Source organism: Desulfovibrio sp., from assembly GCF_018379785.1.
In the GTDB taxonomy this organism is placed as follows: domain Bacteria; phylum Desulfobacterota; class Desulfovibrionia; order Desulfovibrionales; family Desulfovibrionaceae; genus Desulfovibrio.
This window is the reverse complement of the sequence record NZ_JAGZUV010000014.1, coordinates 1-15,574: the sequence shown is the minus strand read 5'-3', so window position 1 is coordinate 15,574 and position 15,574 is coordinate 1. Positions and strand designations below refer to the sequence as shown.

General features: G+C 61.6%; 11 protein-coding genes and 1 pseudogene. 6 read left to right on the top strand and 6 right to left on the bottom strand.

The genetic code is table 11. The features are described from left to right. The first annotated feature begins 274 nt into the window (after positions 1-274). The 4 genes from nth to KH208_RS04450 all read left to right on the top strand — a co-directional run bounded on the left by nth (position 275) and on the right by KH208_RS04450 (position 5,576). Positions 275-958 (top strand): endonuclease III, encoded by a 684-nt coding sequence (nth, locus tag KH208_RS04465; RefSeq protein WP_291434196.1) that lies wholly within the window; start codon positions 275-277, stop codon positions 956-958. Positions 959-1,061: 103 nt separating this feature from the next. Beyond that, positions 1,062-2,015, top strand: a complete 954-nt coding sequence (locus KH208_RS04460; RefSeq protein ID WP_291434195.1) for a chemotaxis protein — start codon at positions 1,062-1,064, stop codon at positions 2,013-2,015. A gap of 149 nt (positions 2,016-2,164) precedes the next feature. Next, positions 2,165-2,956 carry a flagellar biosynthetic protein FliR gene (fliR, locus tag KH208_RS04455; protein WP_291434193.1) on the top strand — a complete coding sequence of 264 codons (792 nt, stop codon included), beginning with the start codon at positions 2,165-2,167 and terminating at the stop codon, positions 2,954-2,956. Positions 2,957-3,248: 292 nt separating this feature from the next. Next, positions 3,249-5,576 carry an ATP-binding protein gene (locus KH208_RS04450; RefSeq protein WP_291434191.1) on the top strand — a complete coding sequence of 776 codons (2,328 nt, stop codon included), beginning with the start codon at positions 3,249-3,251 and terminating at the stop codon, positions 5,574-5,576. A gap of 441 nt (positions 5,577-6,017) precedes the next feature. On the opposite strand, the gene gltX is transcribed toward KH208_RS04450, so the two are convergent. Both gltX and KH208_RS04440 read right to left on the bottom strand, forming a co-directional pair. After that, entirely contained in the window at positions 6,018-7,409 is a 1,392-nt protein-coding gene (gltX, locus tag KH208_RS04445) for a glutamate--tRNA ligase (RefSeq protein WP_291434190.1), read from the bottom strand. 84 nt (positions 7,410-7,493) lie between these two features. Beyond that, positions 7,494-9,497 (bottom strand): ATP-binding protein, encoded by a 2,004-nt coding sequence (locus KH208_RS04440; protein WP_291434187.1) that lies wholly within the window; start codon positions 9,495-9,497, stop codon positions 7,494-7,496. Between the two features lie 159 nt (positions 9,498-9,656). On the opposite strand from KH208_RS04440, the gene argB reads away from it, so the two are divergent. Then, positions 9,657-10,439, top strand: coding sequence for an acetylglutamate kinase (gene argB, locus KH208_RS04435; RefSeq protein ID WP_291434185.1), 783 nt, complete (start codon positions 9,657-9,659; stop codon positions 10,437-10,439). A 387-nt stretch (positions 10,440-10,826) separates the two neighbouring features. On the opposite strand, the gene KH208_RS04430 is transcribed toward argB, so the two are convergent. The 3 genes from KH208_RS04430 to zraS all read right to left on the bottom strand — a co-directional run bounded on the left by KH208_RS04430 (position 10,827) and on the right by zraS (position 14,609). Then, complete coding sequence (locus KH208_RS04430; protein WP_291434183.1) at positions 10,827-11,441, bottom strand: HD domain-containing protein; 615 nt, start codon at positions 11,439-11,441, stop codon at positions 10,827-10,829. A gap of 143 nt (positions 11,442-11,584) precedes the next feature. Then, entirely contained in the window at positions 11,585-12,952 is a 1,368-nt protein-coding gene (locus KH208_RS04425; RefSeq protein WP_291434182.1) for a sigma-54 dependent transcriptional regulator, read from the bottom strand. Positions 12,953-13,070: 118 nt separating this feature from the next. Further along, positions 13,071-14,609 (bottom strand): two-component system sensor histidine kinase ZraS, encoded by a 1,539-nt coding sequence (zraS, locus tag KH208_RS04420; protein WP_291434180.1) that lies wholly within the window; start codon positions 14,607-14,609, stop codon positions 13,071-13,073. A 398-nt stretch (positions 14,610-15,007) separates the two neighbouring features. Here zraS and KH208_RS04415 point away from each other — a divergent pair, with 398 nt between their 5' ends. Next, on the top strand, positions 15,008-15,481 hold the full coding sequence (locus KH208_RS04415; protein WP_291434179.1) for a periplasmic heavy metal sensor: 474 nt from the start codon (positions 15,008-15,010) through the stop codon (positions 15,479-15,481). 12 nt (positions 15,482-15,493) lie between these two features. Here KH208_RS04415 and KH208_RS04410 read toward each other — a convergent pair. Then, a pseudogene (locus KH208_RS04410) lies at positions 15,494-15,574 on the bottom strand (IS5/IS1182 family transposase); the annotation flags it as partial.

Genomic DNA, 15,574 nt, shown 5'->3' with positions numbered 1-15,574 from the left:
ATCGTCTCCATGGCGACGCTCTGCTTTGTTTTTTGTTGCTCCTCCCGGTTCCGGCCGCAAGCTGGCGGAAGCCATGCACGGCAAGGGCACCTGATTCAGCTTCACGGCCCCGTTCGATCCGGGCGGGACGCAAAATACGGCGTCGGAACCGGGTATTCCCGCCGCCGCCCCGGTAAGGGGCGCGGCTTTGGCCGACGTGTCTCCGGCCATCCGGGACAAGGCCATCCTGCCGGACCGCCTTGCGGGCCGCTGCCGCCTGTGGCATAGCAGGGACATGACAAAAGCAGATCCCCGCCCGGCTCGGGCGCAAAAAGTCCTGGCCGCCCTGCGGGCCCGTTACCCCAGGCCCGAAACCCATCTCAATTCCCATAACGCCTGGGAACTGCTGGTCGCCACCGTGCTGGCCGCCCAGTGTACCGACGCGCGGGTCAATACCATCACGCCGGAACTTTTCCGGCGCTGGCCCGGCCCGGCGGAGCTGGCCGGGGCCACCCGGGAAGAGCTGGAAGAGGTCATCCGTTCGGCGGGTTTTTACCACAGCAAGGCAAAAAACCTGTTGGGCGCGGCCCGGCGCGTGCGGGACCACTTTGAATGCCGGGTGCCCCAGGCCCTGGAGCATCTGGTGACCCTGCCGGGCGTGGCCCGCAAAACAGCCAATGTGGTTCTGTTCGGCGCGTTCGGCATCAATGAGGGCTTGGCCGTGGACACCCACGTGAAGCGGATCAGCTACCGGCTGGGCCTCACGGACCAGACCGACCCCGTGGCCGTGGAACGGGATCTGATGGCGCTGTTCCCGCAACAGGAATGGGGCGACGTCAACCACCGCATGGTCTGGTTCGGGCGGGATGTCTGCCACGCCCGCAAACCCCGTTGCGGGGAATGCGAAATGGCCTCCTTCTGTCCCCGCCTGGAGCCGCCCAAGGAAAAAACCGGGCGCAACAGCGCGGGACGGCGCTGAACGCGGCGGAAATTTTGCGGATATTTTCCCACGCGTCTTAAGGAAAGCGTGCGGCCGCCGATAAGGTTCATTGACGCCGTTTCAGCCAAGGACGAGGAATGCCATGACCCAGAACAGCTTGCTCAACGTCAATAATAATGAGCTCGAAATCATAGAATTTCTCATTGATGAAAAGCAGCCGGACGGCAGCGCCTACAGCGGGCACTATGGCATCAATGTCGCCAAGGTGCTTGAAATCATCCGGCTGCCCAGCGTGACCAGCGTGCCCAGCAAGCATGACTCCTCTGTGCTCGGCACCTTCAATTTGCGCGGCAAGGTGCTGCCCATCCTGAATCTGGCGGCCTGGCTCGGCAAGGAAATGGCCAGCGATGAGAACAACAAGGTCATCGTCACCGAATTCAGCGGCGTACAGGCCGCCTTTCTGGTTTCCTCGGTGACCAGCATCCACCGGATGACCTGGGACCGCATCGAGCCGCCCAACAGATATGTGCAGGCCTACTCGCGCGAGAGCATCACCGGCGTGCTGCGCATCCAGGACCGGGTGCTCTTCATTCTGGATATGGAAAAAATTCTTGCCAGCCTGGACAGCACCCTGGACATGTCCCAGGTGGAGGTGGACACCACCCCCGTGGAAGGCGCGGGCCAGTTCCACCTGCTGGTGGCCGACGACTCCAGCTCCTTGCGGCATATCCTCAAATCCTCGCTGGAAAAATCGGGTTTTCAGGTCACGGTGGTGGGCAGCGGCCGGGAAGCCTGGGACTATCTTTCGGAACTGCGCAACGATGCCCAGTCCAAACAGGTGGAACTCACCGAACTGGTGCATCTGGTCATTTCCGACATCGAAATGCCGGAAATGGACGGCCACGCGCTCACGGCCAAAATCCGCGAGACGCCGGGCATGCAGCAACTGCCGGTGATCCTCTTCTCCTCCCTGATCACCGAAGCCCTGCACGCCAGGGGCGTCAAAGTGGGCGCGGACCGGCAGGTTTCCAAGCCCGATCTGCCCGGCCTGAACAAAATCATCCGCGAGCTGATCGCCGAAAAGCTGCATAAGTAAGCTCCCGGCGGCCTGATCCGGCCGCAACCGCCTTTCAAACAATCCCGGCCCGCGCCCTGGCGCGGGCCTCTGCTCGTCTTTCTCCCGGGCAAAGCAACTTTTCAAAGTTGCTTTGCTCTATCTGGCAGCCTTTTTGCATACTGCCCGGCATGGATGCCTTCAACTATGATCCGGCGGCTGTGCTCAGCCTGCTGCTCACCATGATGCGGGTGAGCATCGTCATGTTCATGCTGCCGGTCTTTTCCACCAACAACATCCCCATCCCGGTCAAAGCGGCCGTCACCATTGTCTTTTCACTGGGCGTGTGGCCGCATCTGGCCCTGTCCGGCGCGGCCATGCCCGCCCACCCCTTTGATATGGTTCTGATGCTGCTGGGCGAGGTAGTGCTGGGTCTGGTGCTCGGCATGGCCGTCAATTTTTTGTTCATGGGCATCCAGGCGGGCGGCGAGCTGCTGGGTTTTCAGATGGGCTTCACCATGATCAACTTCGCGGACCCGCTCACCGGCAACCAGACCGGCGCCACGGCTTTTTTTCTCTGGATGGTCTCTCTGCTGGCCTTTCTGGCCCTGGACGGGCATCTGTACATGATCAAGGGCTTTGCCGCCTCCTTTGCCCTGGTGCCGCCCGGCGGCCTGTTCATCGGCGAGAATCTGCTCTGGCAGGTATTGCATCTGGCGGCCCAGGTCTTCGTGCTGGCGCTGAAAATCGCCGCTCCGGTCATGGTGGCCCTGTTCATGGTGGAGGTGGCCCTGGCCCTGGTGGCCCGCACCTCGCCGCAGATTCACATCATGGAATTCGGCTTTCCCATCAAGATCGGCGTGGGCTTTTTCTTTGTGGGCCTGCTGCTGGTGGTCATGGCCGACCATGTGGAGCACTTCATCAACGGCATGGGCGGGCTGTTCACCCATCTGCTGCGGGCCATGAGCCCGCTGTATCAGTGACGGACTCGGCACAACGCCACACGACAATATTTCGTCATTAACCTTGTTATTCAGTTATTTTTAGAGGTTTTGATAATTATACCATATTTAATATATTTTTTATGTCCATATTGGATCCGTCATATGCTCCAGCATGGAATACAATCCTCTGGAAATTCAAATTTCAACTGAATACCACATATTGAACTATCTCGCCCCTTGCGGTAATGACATTTCGTGGAACATACGGCATATCCGTATGCTTCGCGAGGTTGCACATTTCACACGCTGCCAAGTGTCCGGGGGGGCCAGCATGAGCCAGAATGGGAATGGGCAGGAACGCCTGCTGGATGTCTTTGGCGAGTTTCTTTATGTGGCGGACGTTCACACCTATGAACTGCTGTACATGAATGAGCGTGCCATCAACCTCCTTAATCTCAATCCGAAAAACTACAAATACAGAAAATGTTATGAGGTCATCCAGGGAACCGACGCCCCATGTTCCTTTTGTACCAATAGATATCTAAGTTATAATAACGTCTACATCTGGGAATATGAGAATAAATACCTTGGACGCCACTTTTCCATACATGACAAACTTATTGACTGGGATGGACGCAAATCACGCATTGAGCTGTCTTTTGATATTACCAAGTTCAAAAATAAAGTACATAAGCTCGAAAATAAAGTCGCTTCCATAGTTGGAAGCATACCTGGCGGCATCTGCCAGATGGCTGACGATGGTTTTCTGACTATTCTGTGGTATAACGACACATTTCTTAAGCTCATCGGCTATACCAAGGAACAGTTCAAAACGGAGCTGAACGGCACGGCGGACTATATTCTTCCGCAGGACATGGCAATGGTGGCCGCCGCTCTGGAAAAAACAAAGCGGACGCATCAGACCCAGCTTCTTGAAATGCGCATCCGGCGGCGCGACGGAGAAGTCCGCACTCTGCTGACCACCATCGGCTACAGCCACGCCTCGGAGAGCGCGCCCCATCCCGCCTATTACAGCGTCATCATCGACATTACCGAATACAAACGCCTGCTGGAACGGAACGAGCGGGAAGTCAAGGATGCCCTGTTGACCAGAGCGCAGGCGGCCAGCGAGTCCAAAAGCCGCTTTCTGTCCCGCATGTCGCATGAACTGCGCACGCCGCTGAACGCCGTCATCGGCATGAACCGCCTTGCCATCCACCGGCAGGACGACGCAAAGGAATTGCAAAACTGCCATGCGAAAATAGAAGCCGCCGCCCGGTATCTGCTCTCGCTCATCAACGACGTGCTGGACTTTTCCCGCATTGAAAACGGCAAACTGCAGTTCGCCATCCAACCCTTTTCGCTCCCGGCTTTTCTCTACGACCTTTACGACCTGTTCTCCGGCGAGGCGGAACAGAGACTGCTGGACTTCACCCTGCGCGTGGAGCCCTTTGAGGAAGAGCATTTCAACGGCGACGCGCTTCACCTGAAACAAATTTTCGTGAATCTTCTGTCCAATGCCTTCAAGTTCACCGAAAAGCATGGGCGCGTCACCCTGGCGGTCCGCAAGCTGACACGCAGGGGCCGGACAAGCGTGCTGGAATTTACCGTTTCAGATACCGGCATCGGCATCTCCCCTGACGGCCTGACGCGGATTTTCAACATTTTTGAACAGGAAACCACCGAGATCGTCAACCAGTACGGCGGATCAGGATTGGGGCTTTCCATCAGCAAGTCCCTTGTGGAACTGATGGACGGCACCATCAGCGTGCGCAGCGAAAAAGGCCGGGGAAGCTCCTTCACCATTGTCCTGCCGCTTGGCGCCGTGGCGGCACCGCCGCCATCCGCCGTGGCGGAGGGCACTTTTTCAGGTGTGCTGGTGGTTGACAACAGGGAGGACGGGGAGACGGCGACGCGCATCCTGAACGCTGCGGGCATCAAAACGGTTTTCGCCTCCGACGCTTCCGAGGCCATTCGGCATCTGGAGGCCTCGGCGGCGGGCGGCGAGCCCCTTGGCACAGTGTTGCTGGCTGCCGCCCTGCCCGGCGCGGACGCGGTCAGGCGGCATCTTCGCAACCGGCCGAAGCCGTCATGCGTCCGGCTGGCGCTGACAGGCGGCCGGCTTCCCGATCCGGAAGCAATGGCCGACGACAGGCCCGGTTTTATCCGCAAACCATTTTTCCGCACGTTCCTTCTGGACGGTCTGCGGGAACTCCACGGAAACGCGCCCAAAGAAAGGCCGCAGGAAGACCTCTTTGATTTTAGGGGGAAAAGCCTTCTTCTGGTTGAGGACAACGAGCTCAACATGGAGATCGCCCGCGAGCAGCTCAAGGCCTGCGGGTTCAGCGTCGAAGCGGCCTGTAACGGAAAAGAAGCGGTGGAACGCTTCGCGGCCAGCCCGCGGCATCACTTCGACGTCATCCTCATGGATGTTCTCATGCCGGTCATGGACGGCCTGACGGCGACCAGGAAAATCCGCAATCTGCGCCGCGACGACGCGCGCACCGTGCCTATCGTCGCCCTCTCCGCCAACGCCTTTGAGGAGGACCGCCAGAAATCCCTGGCCAGCGGCATGAACGCCCACGCCAGCAAACCTCTGGAAATCGACGCCTTGTGCGCACTGCTCAGGTCGTATTTCAGCGTGCCGTCCAAGGCATAAGCCCCGATTCACGCGGAAACGCTCCCACCCGGGCCGGAACGGCGTAACGTTAAGCAAGCCCGCTCCCGGCGGTGTCCTGACAAGGCCGGACATGGCCTTTGCCGCGTTGCGCGGCTCCCCGGGCAGGCCGCCCGCCGGGGTATCCTCACAATCCAACGCATACACTGTTTTTCGGGAGCGGGAAGCGCATCGCCACAGTTCGGAATTATTCTTCCCGCTTTGCCGTGACCCCAGGGTCAGCCCTCATTAAACCACCTGCTGCAAAGCTGCCTTTTTCCGTGTGGCGGCCTTGCAAAGCGAAATTGACCTCGCGGTATTTCAATACAGCTTCGCACAATTTCGGTTTTGCGCCGTGCCGCCATGATACGGAAAAGGGATTCGGAGGGGCCTGCCCCCTCCGAATCCCTTTTCCGTCCTCAGGACATAAAAACGTCGGACAGCCTATCCGGCGGCCCGGTCCAGTCTCGCCAGCGTCGCATCCCGGCCCAGAAATGCCATGATTTCGTTGAGATGCGAGCCGCCCATAAAGCCCATAAGCGCCGTGCGCAGAGGCGGGGCCACTTCCTTGAACTTCAGGCCGTTGTCCGCCACATAGGCGTTGAGCGCGGCCTCCAGGGCCTCGGCGCTGAAGGGCTCACAGGCATTGAAGACCGCGGCCAGCGCGCGCAGATGGGCCTTGCCCGCGTCCGTAAAATGCTTGTTGGCGTCCTTTTCCGTATACACCAGCTCGGCGGCGGGCACGAGCAGGGGGCGGAAACTCTCGGCCAGGGCCTTGAGATTGTTGGCCCGCTCGCGGAACATCACGCACAAGGGTTCCAGGCGCTCCCTGGGCAGTTCGCCCAGACCGGCCTCCCGCACAAAGGGCTCCACCAGTCCGGCCAACTGGTCCAGAGGCAGTTCGCGCATGAAGTGGGCGTTGCACCATTCCAGCTTGGCCGGGTCAAAGGCCGCTGCCGCCGGGTTGAGATTGCTGCCGTCGAAATACCGCACCAGTTCGTCCAGGCTGAACAGCTCCTGATTGCCGTGGGACCAGCCCAGGCGCACCAGATAACTGACCAGGGCCTGGGGCAGCAGACCGTCCTTCTGGTATTCAATGACCGCCCGGGCGCCGTGGCGTTTGGAAAGCTTCTGGCGGTCCGGGCCCAGAATCATGGGCACATGGCCGAAGCGGGGCACGGGCAGGCCCAGAGCCTCATAAAGCAGGATCTGGCGCGGGGTGTTGGACACATGGTCATCGCCCCGGATCACGTGGGTGATGCCCATTTCATGGTCATCCACCACTACGGCCATATTGTAAGTGGGCATGCCGTCGGCGCGGCGGATGACCATGTCGTCCAGCTCGCTCACATCCACCGCGATTTTGCCCTTGACCATGTCGTCAAAGACCACCTTGCCCGTGAGCGGGGTCTTGAGGCGCACGCAGCGCCCCTCGCCGGGTCCCAGATCACGCGTGCGGCAGTGGCCGTTATAGCGCGGCTTGAGGCCGTTTTGGCGGGCCTCCTCGCGCATGGCCTCCACCTCTTCGGGCGTGCAGGAACACCAGTAGGCGTGGCCTGTTTCCAGCAGCTTGTCCACATAGCTGTTGTACAGATCCGTGCGCCGGGTCTGATAGGTAAGCCCGCCGTCCCAGTCCAAGCCCAGCCAGCGCATGGAAGCCAGGATGGAATCCGTATATTCCTGCTTGGAGCGCAGCAGATCCGTGTCTTCAATGCGCAGATGGAAGCGGCCGCCGTAATGGCGGGCCAGAAGCCAGCAGAAAATGGCGGTGCGCGCGCCGCCGATGTGCAGATGCCCGGTGGGACTGGGCGCAAAACGGGTAACAACGTCTGACATGGTATGACTTTCCTTAAAGAGTGAAGTGTCCGCCGGACTTACGCGCTCACGCGCGGCCCTGTCAAGAAGCGGCCCGGGCGGCGCTCAGTCCCGCCGGGCCTTGGGCCGCCGCCGGGCATAGCTTTTGAGCATCCGGGTCAGTTCGTTCACATTCACGGGTTTGGTCAGATGCCCGTCCATCCCGGCGGCCAGGCTGCGCTCGGCGTCGCCGCGCATGGCATAGGCCGTCATGGCGATGATCGGGGTTTCCACCGCGCCGGGCAGGCCGCCGGCGCGAATCTCGCGGGTGGCCGTGTAGCCGTCCATGACCGGCATCTGCACATCCATGAGGATGAGGTCGATGTCCGCGTGCCGGGCACGCCAGATCTCCAGAGCTTCCCGCCCGTTGACCGCGGGAATGCAGACCGCGCCCATGCCGTCCAGCAGGGCTTCCATGATTTCGCGGTTGATGTCGCCGTCCTCGGCCACCAGCACGCGCAGGCCCTTGAGACAGTTCAGATCCTCGGGACCGTCGGCGGCGTCGGCGGGCAGATCCGCGCCCGCGCACAGCCGGAACGGCAGTTCCACCCGGAATACGCTGCCCTTGCCTTCCTCGCTCTCCACGGAAATACCGCCGCCCATCAGCGCGGTGAGACGGCGGCAGAGGGCCAGGCCCAGGCCCGTGCCTCCGAAACGGCGGGTGATGGAGGTGTCCGCCTGGGAAAAAGGCTTGAAAATGCGGGCCTGGTCCTCAGGGCTCATGCCGATGCCCTCGTCGCTGACGCTGCAACGCAGGCGCACCGTATCCGTGGTGCGGCCCACCAGTTCCAGATCAATGCGGACCGTGCCGTGCTCGGAAAATTTCACCGCGTTGCTGCCCAGATTGAGCAGTATCTGACGCAGGCGCAGGGCGTCGCCCGAAAGGACGGGCGGGATGTCCGGATCAATGACGGTTTCCAGGCCGAGCTTTTTGGCCTGGGCCTTGGGCTGGAGCAGGGTCAGCACGGCCTCGATTTCATGCGCGGGCTGGAAGGGGAGATTTTCCAGCTCCATGTGGTTGGCCTCAATTTTGGAAAAATCCAGCAGGTCGTTGATGATGTCCAGCAGAGACACGCAGGTGCCGTGGATTTTCTCGATGTAGTCCCGCTGCTGCGGCGTGAGGTCGGTATTCAGGGCCAGATAGGCCATGCCCATGATGCCGTTCATGGGCGTGCGGATTTCGTGGCTCATATTGGCCAGGAAAATGCTTTTGGCGGCATTGGCCGCCTCTGCCTCGTCCTTGGCCTCGCGCAGCATGCGCTCGTGCAGGCGATGTTCCGTGACGTCGTCGGTATAGCCCGCGATGCGGCGGTTCTCCCCGGAACCCATGACCTCATAGGCCAGCTTGAGCCAGCGCTGGCCCAGTCGGGGATGCAGCACACGCACCTCGGTATGTTCGTGCCGTCCCACCACCCAGTCCCCGGGACGCCGCAGAAGCCGCCAGGTTTCACGGTCCTCGGGCACAAGGCGCGCTTCCACCGCATCCACGCGCTCTTCATCGCCAAGGCCTTCAGGCAGGCCCAACTGGCCGAAGAAAATGTCGTTGCCCGTGAGTTCCAGCTCCCCTTTGCCGTGCCGCAGCTCGAACACGCCGAGCCGCCCCAGGCGGCAGGCCAGGGAAAGCCGCGCCAGACTCTCCCGCAGGGACTGGTGCATGGCCTGAATCTCGCTGACGTCCTGATGGTAGCCGGTGATCCGCACCAGAGGATCGTCGTCCGCGGAAATGCGGCGGCCGCCGCAACGCACGAAAATCACGCCCCACTTGGGATGATGGTAGGGATAGCGCACTTCGTGCATCTGGGTGTCGGCCAGAAACTGATCCACCACGTCATTGACGTCGTCGTCGCACTTTTTGTCCACCCGGCCGCGCCAGAAAGCGAAACATTCCTCCGGCGCGGGATGCTCTTCCAGTCCCAGCAGGCGCAGCATAGGCGCGTTGGCCAGCATGGAGCAACAGCCGTTGCGGGTGTCGATCATAATCACCCAGAGGCCGGTATTGGCGGCATCCATGGCTTCCTGCATCCAGGACTGTTCTTTGAGCAGGTCACGCCAGGCAAGATCTTGGCTCATGAAAACTCCGGAAAAATGAACGTGTTCGTTTTTACCTCTTTTAACAGTGCAAGGCAATGCAAGGACGCGGGCAGGCTTGCGCCCCATGCCTCCGGATGCTATTTCTTCCGCTTCCGTAACGCGCTGAACATGCGCCGGACATTGCAGCGGAGAACAGCCATGACACAGCCCACAGTGGTCATTAAATACGGCGGCCACGCCATGGACAAGCCGGAGTTGAGCGAAGCCTTCGCCACGGATCTGGCCCATCTTGCCGGACAGGGCATGCGCCTTGTGGTGGTGCACGGGGGCGGGCCGCAGATCAGCGCCCTGCTCGCACGCCTGCGGGTTGAAAGCCGCTTTGTGGACGGCCTGCGCGTGACGGACGAAGCCACCATGCGGGCCGTGGAAATGGTGCTCTGCGGCCAGGTCAACAAGGCGGTGGTCAGCGGCTTCTCGCAGCACGGCGTGCGCGCGGCGGGCATTTCAGGCCGCGACGGCAACCTGCTGCGGGCGCGGCGCAAGAACCCGGCCCTGGGCCTGGTGGGCGAGGTCACGGAAGTGGACCCGTCCCTGCCCCGCTGCCTGCTGAACGCCGGTTTTCTGCCGGTGGTGGCGCCCGTGGCCTCGGGCCCGGACGGCGAAGCCCTGAACATCAATGCCGACACGGCGGCGGGCGCGCTGGCCGGTGCCCTGGCGGCCGAGTATTTTGTGCTGATTTCCGATGTGCCGGGCGTGCTGAACGCCGACGGCAGGCTGATTCCCGGCCTGAACCGGGCGGAAATCGCCCGTCTGAAAGAGGACGGCGTGATCAGCGGCGGCATGATCCCCAAGGTGGAAGCCTGCCTGAACGCGCTGGACGCGGGCTGCTCGCGTGCGTTGATTCTGGACGGCCGCGCCCAGTCCAGCCTGCGCCGCTATCTCCTGGATGACGCGCCGCTGGGCACGGTGGTAGTGCGATAGAGGCTGCCTCCGGATGCAGAACGCAACGGCAGTATGCCGGAGCTGTTCTACATTGAGAAATTTGGTTGTTTCGGCAAGGAAGACGAGTTGTTTGCGGCGGGAGCAACTCTCACCGCACTCGGCCAGAGAAAAAACGTCCGGCGTAGCCGGAAGTCAAACGAGCCGGTTCAGAGGCAGTTCCCGAGGTCAGCCCTCATTAAAACGCCGTCCGCGAAAAGTTGCATCTTTTCGGGCGGCAAGGCGCAAAACGGGCAGAAAGCTACGGATGAAGACAGCATGCGTAACGTCGCAGACTGTTCCATGCAGATGCCGTCGCCATCCGTAAGCCCTTTGGACAACGGCTGCCGCACGCGGCGGGAGGGCAAAAAGGCAGAGCGTCAACAGGCTCTAATCCGGTTCCCGGTGGTGAACCCACCAGCCCTTGTCCACCCGGCCGTACCACCAGCGGTTGGGGTCCGTGCGCAGAACGGCCTCGGCCAGCTCGCGGGCCAAGGGCGTGCGCAAGCGCTTGAGCGCGCTGTCCAGCCATTCCTCGGCAAAGGCGTTGCCCTTGCTCAATTCCACATGCAGATTGCAGATCAGGTCCAACTGATCCGCGTCGTGGGCCAGCTCGGCTTCCAGGCTCCGCCCGTCAGCCAGTTCGTCCCGGAAGCCGAGGATATCTTCCGCCAAGCCGGTGCCTTGCGTGGCGTCCTCCAGAGCTTCCCGCGCGCGGCACTGGTTATAGCGGTGGTTCACGTAGTTGAAATCGCCGGTGCGGGCCTCGTGCAGATCATGAAACAGGCAGAGAAAGGCCACCCGCGCCGGATCCGCACCGGCCAGGCGCGCCAGGGCGTAACCCAGCACGCTGACCCGGTAGGAATGCTCGGCCACATTCTCCCTGCCCGAACCCAGAAAGGCATAGCCGCTGCGCGGCGTGTGCCGCAGCATGCCCACTTCGTTACAGAAGTCCGCCAGCCGTCCGAGCTGTTCCGGCGGCAATTGCACAGTTTTTTCAGCCATAATTTACTTCTTCCAACCTTGATATGAGGCCACAGGAATTTTTGTCGCCGACAAGGCAAACGAGCGGCGCGGGCGCATAGCCGTCTATGTAACCAAGACGCGCCGCGGTGTTTAACACAGCCGGCGGCGAAAAGGACATGGCCTCATTCCAGACCGTACTTGCGCAGCTTGTTGTGCAACGTCGCCCGCGTAATGCCCAACCGCCGGGCGGCCTCACTCTTGTTGTCGCCGGTCTGGCGCAGCGTTTCCTCAATGGCCCGGCGCTCCACCGTGTCCAGGGACAGCCCGGCCAGGGAGACATCCCCTTCGGGCACAGGCGCCGCTTCCGCCAGGGGCGGGGCATCAATGACATTGGCGGGCAGTTCGCGGCCCGTGATCAGATCGCCGTTGCAGAGAATCACGGCCCGCTCCACGGCATTTTCCAGCTCGCGCACATTGCCGGGCCAGGGATAGCGCAGCATGCTGTCCAGGGCCTGGGGCGCGAATCCCTTGATGCTCTTGCGGTTGCGTCCGGCAAAGCGCTGGAGGAAATGCGCGGCCAGCAGAGGAATGTCCTCGCCGCGCTTGCGCAGGGGCGGCACTTCGATGCTGATGACATTGAGCCGGAAATAAAGATCCTCGCGGAAGCGCTTTTCCGCCGCCTCACGGCGCAGGTCGCGGTTGGTGGCGGCCAGCACGCGTACATTCACGGTGATGGGCGAGTCGGAACCCACCCGCTGCACCTCGCCCTGTTGCAGGGCGCGCAACAGTTTGGCCTGGAGCTGCATGGGCATTTCGCCGATCTCGTCCAGAAACAGCGTGCCGCCGTTAGCCTGGACAAAACGACCCTCGCGGCGGCGTTCCGCGCCGGTGAATGAACCCTTTTCATGGCCGAAAAGCTCGGATTCCAGCAGATTTTCCGCCAGGGCCGCGCAGTTCACGGTGACCAGCGGCTTGTCCGCGCGGGCGCTGCCCTCATGCAGGGCGCGGGCCACCAGCTCCTTGCCGGTGCCGGATTCGCCGGTGATCAGCACAGTGGCTTCAGTAGGGGCCACGGTACTGATGATCTGAAGCATGTCCTTGACCGCCTGGCTGCGGCCCAGAATGCCCGGACGGGTCGCGGCGTCGGTGAGCTGGCGGCGCAGTTCGCGGTTTTCCACGCTCAGGCGGGAATGTTCAATGGCCTTTTCCAGCGTATGTTTAAGGGCCTCGAAATCCAGGGGCTTGACCAGATAATCATACGCGCCCAGGCGCAGGGCCTCCACAGCGGTTTCCACCGAAGAATAGGCCGTCATCAGCACCACCGGCAGCGCCGGATTATATTCCAGAATGCCCTTGAGCGCGTGAATGCCGTCCATGCGCGCCATGCGCACATCGGTCAGCACCGCATCAAAAGCCTTTTCCCGCACCCGGTCCACGGCTTCGTCGCCGTCGGTGGCCTCATCCACCGTGTAGCCCCAGGATCCCAGCATGGTTTTGAGCATGCCGCGGTGGGCATCGTCGTCATCGACCACTAAAATGTCGGCGTTCACCCTTACCCCTCCTTGCCGTATATACGATACACGCCGGGGACACGGGCCGGACGGACGGCTCCGCCGCCCGCGCCGGCGTGCACCCGGATTATTCTCATTTTCGGGATTGCCGCAAGGCCTAGTTTTTTCGCCCCTTGCCGCGATAGCGCAACTCGGGGAATTCCTCGGGCGCTTTAGGCGCCAGAGGCAGCCAAAGGCGGAAAATGGTTTCCCCATGGCCGTCTTCACCGGCGAGATGCGAATAGACGCTGATCTCGCCGTTATGCGCCGCCACGATCTTGTGCACCATGGCCAGCCCCAAACCCGTGCCCTGGCCCTTGGTGGTGAAATAGGGATCAAAAATATGAGCCCTGGCGGCGGGATCAATGCCCTTGCCCGTATCCCGCACCATCAGGCAGACCCGCCGTTTGGCCTTGGCGATGACCAGGGTCATGCGGCCGCCGTCGGGCATGGCGTCCAGAGCGTTGAGGCAGAGGTTGAGCAGGGCCTGGCCCATGCGCTCCGAATCCACCAGCACGTTGGGCACGCGCCGGGAGGTGCGGTATTCCAGCCTGACATTGCGTTGCTCCGCGTCCTGACGGATCAGGCGCATGACATGCGCCACCACATTCTCCAGGCAGACCGGGCGCGGGCGCACGTCGCTGGGCCGGGAAAGACCGATCAGATCCGTGATCACCCGGTTCAGGCGGTCCACCTCGCGCACCATGACGGCGGCGGCTTCGCGGTCGTCGCTGCCCTCGGGGAAGCGCTGGCCGAAATAGGTGGCATAGCCCTTGATGGAACTCAAAGGATTGCGGATCTCATGCGCCACGCCCGCCGCCAGATTGCCCACGGCGGCCAGTTTTTCCTTGCGGCGCACCTCTTCCTCCAGACGGCGCACTTCGCCTTCGGCCTTGCGCTGCCGCTGACGCGACTCGCGGGCACGCTGGGCATAATACAGGGCCAGCAGGCAGAGCAGCCCCACCAGCAGCGTCACCGCGGCCAGCATGGCCACATAGTCGCGGTTCTGGCTGCGGGTGATCTCAAAGGGCGAGACATCCAGGCCCAGAAAAATGATCGGCATGGGAAAGCCCTTGGGAATGTCGCGCAGGCCCGGCGTGAAGTAACGGTAGACCACGAAGACCCGTTGCCCCTCCATTCTCATGATGCCCCATTGCGCCGCCGCGCCCGGGGCCAGCTCGCGCATGCGCCTGTCATCCAGTTCCCGGCCCTCAAGCTGGAGAATCTCGCCCAGGCGCACCCGTTTGCTGTGGGCCACGATAGTGCCGTCGGGCATGGTTACGGCCACGAACATAATATCCGGGCTGGCCGCCATTTCCTCCAGCAGAACCTGCAGGCGCACCCCGGCCTCGCTGCGCATGCCCGAACGCAGAATGCTTTCAAAAGCCATGACCAGCGAAGAGCCTTTTTCCGCCAGCAGACGGGCCATGGCGGCTTCACTGCGTTCAATGGAGATGAAGGCCAGCAGCCCCACCATCAGGGCCAGCACCACGGCCGCGCCCCCCAGTACCAGACCCAGGGGCGTGCGAGAAGCCCCCACGCGCATGGCCAGAGCGCGGGGAGGCGCATCGGGAGCGGGGGCGTCGCCTCCGCCGGGCACACCAACCAGGCCGGGCGCTTCCGGCTCGGACCGGACGTCGTCTTGCTCAGCATTCATATTTCGACTATAGCCGTCCCGCCCGCGGCTGTCATCCCATGGGTCGCCGTGGGGTTAAATTTTTTGCACGTTTTTTGCAAGAAATTCCTAACATAGACGAAAGCAAACAACAGGCGCTCTTAACGCTTGCGCCACGGAAAACGGCCTGATATTGGCTGAACGATATGCCGGTTTAGTCAAAGCTCTGCGGCAGGCGGCTTACGATTCAGCTACGACAGAGAGAATGACAGCGATTTCACCGCCTGTCGGCCCCTATAACACAGCATTGTCGTTGTTTGCGCTCATATCGCCGTCTATAGCCGCATGGTTCGCAGAGAGGCCCACGGATACCGATCCCGCGCCGCACCATTCGGTATCACGAGGGCATAGCCGGATCGAACTACAATAAAGGTTAACATATGTTAAAAACTTGTTTTTCGCTTTGCCTTCTGGCGGCCTTCAGCCTGTCGCAGCCCGTGGTTGCGGGGCATAGCGGCCCCGGCCCATACAACGGGCAGGGCGAATACAGGATGGGACGCTACCGGGGCAACATCCAGGATATAGATGATTGGCTGGAACAGCTTCCCCCGAATCAGCAGAACAAAGCCAGAAGAATCATAGATGACGCCCGCCCAAGGGTCCGGGAACTGCGCGGCCGCATCCGGGAAAAGATGGCTGAACTGGAAAGCCTCAGCTACGACCAGGGAACCTCCCCGGATACTCTGCCCCGCCTGGGCCGGGAACTGCAACAGTTGCGCGACGCCCTGCGAGCCTCCCTGATGGATGTGGACGAACGCCTGCGCCGTGAAGTGGGGGTTTCGCTGGGACCGCCCGCCAGCCGGGGCTGCCGGATGAGCCATGCCGGCATTCCCCCGGTGGATGAAGAAGACTAGGCTCAGGACTCATTAAAGGTAAAAAATGACAATAGCTGCGATGCAAATGGCGGAGAAGAAAGTGTGGGCACACCGATCATAGCGCGTGGCAAT

Coding starts and splice junctions, on each gene's coding strand:
- nth (WP_291434196.1), top strand. CDS start 275: ATGACAAAAGCAGATCCCCGCCCGGCTCGGGCGCAAAAAGTCCTGGCC.
- KH208_RS04460 (WP_291434195.1), top strand. CDS start 1,062: ATGACCCAGAACAGCTTGCTCAACGTCAATAATAATGAGCTCGAAATC.
- fliR (WP_291434193.1), top strand. CDS start 2,165: ATGGATGCCTTCAACTATGATCCGGCGGCTGTGCTCAGCCTGCTGCTC.
- KH208_RS04450 (WP_291434191.1), top strand. CDS start 3,249: ATGAGCCAGAATGGGAATGGGCAGGAACGCCTGCTGGATGTCTTTGGC.
- gltX (WP_291434190.1), bottom strand. CDS start 7,409: ATGTCAGACGTTGTTACCCGTTTTGCGCCCAGTCCCACCGGGCATCTG.
- KH208_RS04440 (WP_291434187.1), bottom strand. CDS start 9,497: ATGAGCCAAGATCTTGCCTGGCGTGACCTGCTCAAAGAACAGTCCTGG.
- argB (WP_291434185.1), top strand. CDS start 9,657: ATGACACAGCCCACAGTGGTCATTAAATACGGCGGCCACGCCATGGAC.
- KH208_RS04430 (WP_291434183.1), bottom strand. CDS start 11,441: ATGGCTGAAAAAACTGTGCAATTGCCGCCGGAACAGCTCGGACGGCTG.
- zraS (WP_291434180.1), bottom strand. CDS start 14,609: ATGAATGCTGAGCAAGACGACGTCCGGTCCGAGCCGGAAGCGCCCGGC.
- KH208_RS04415 (WP_291434179.1), top strand. CDS start 15,008: ATGTTAAAAACTTGTTTTTCGCTTTGCCTTCTGGCGGCCTTCAGCCTG.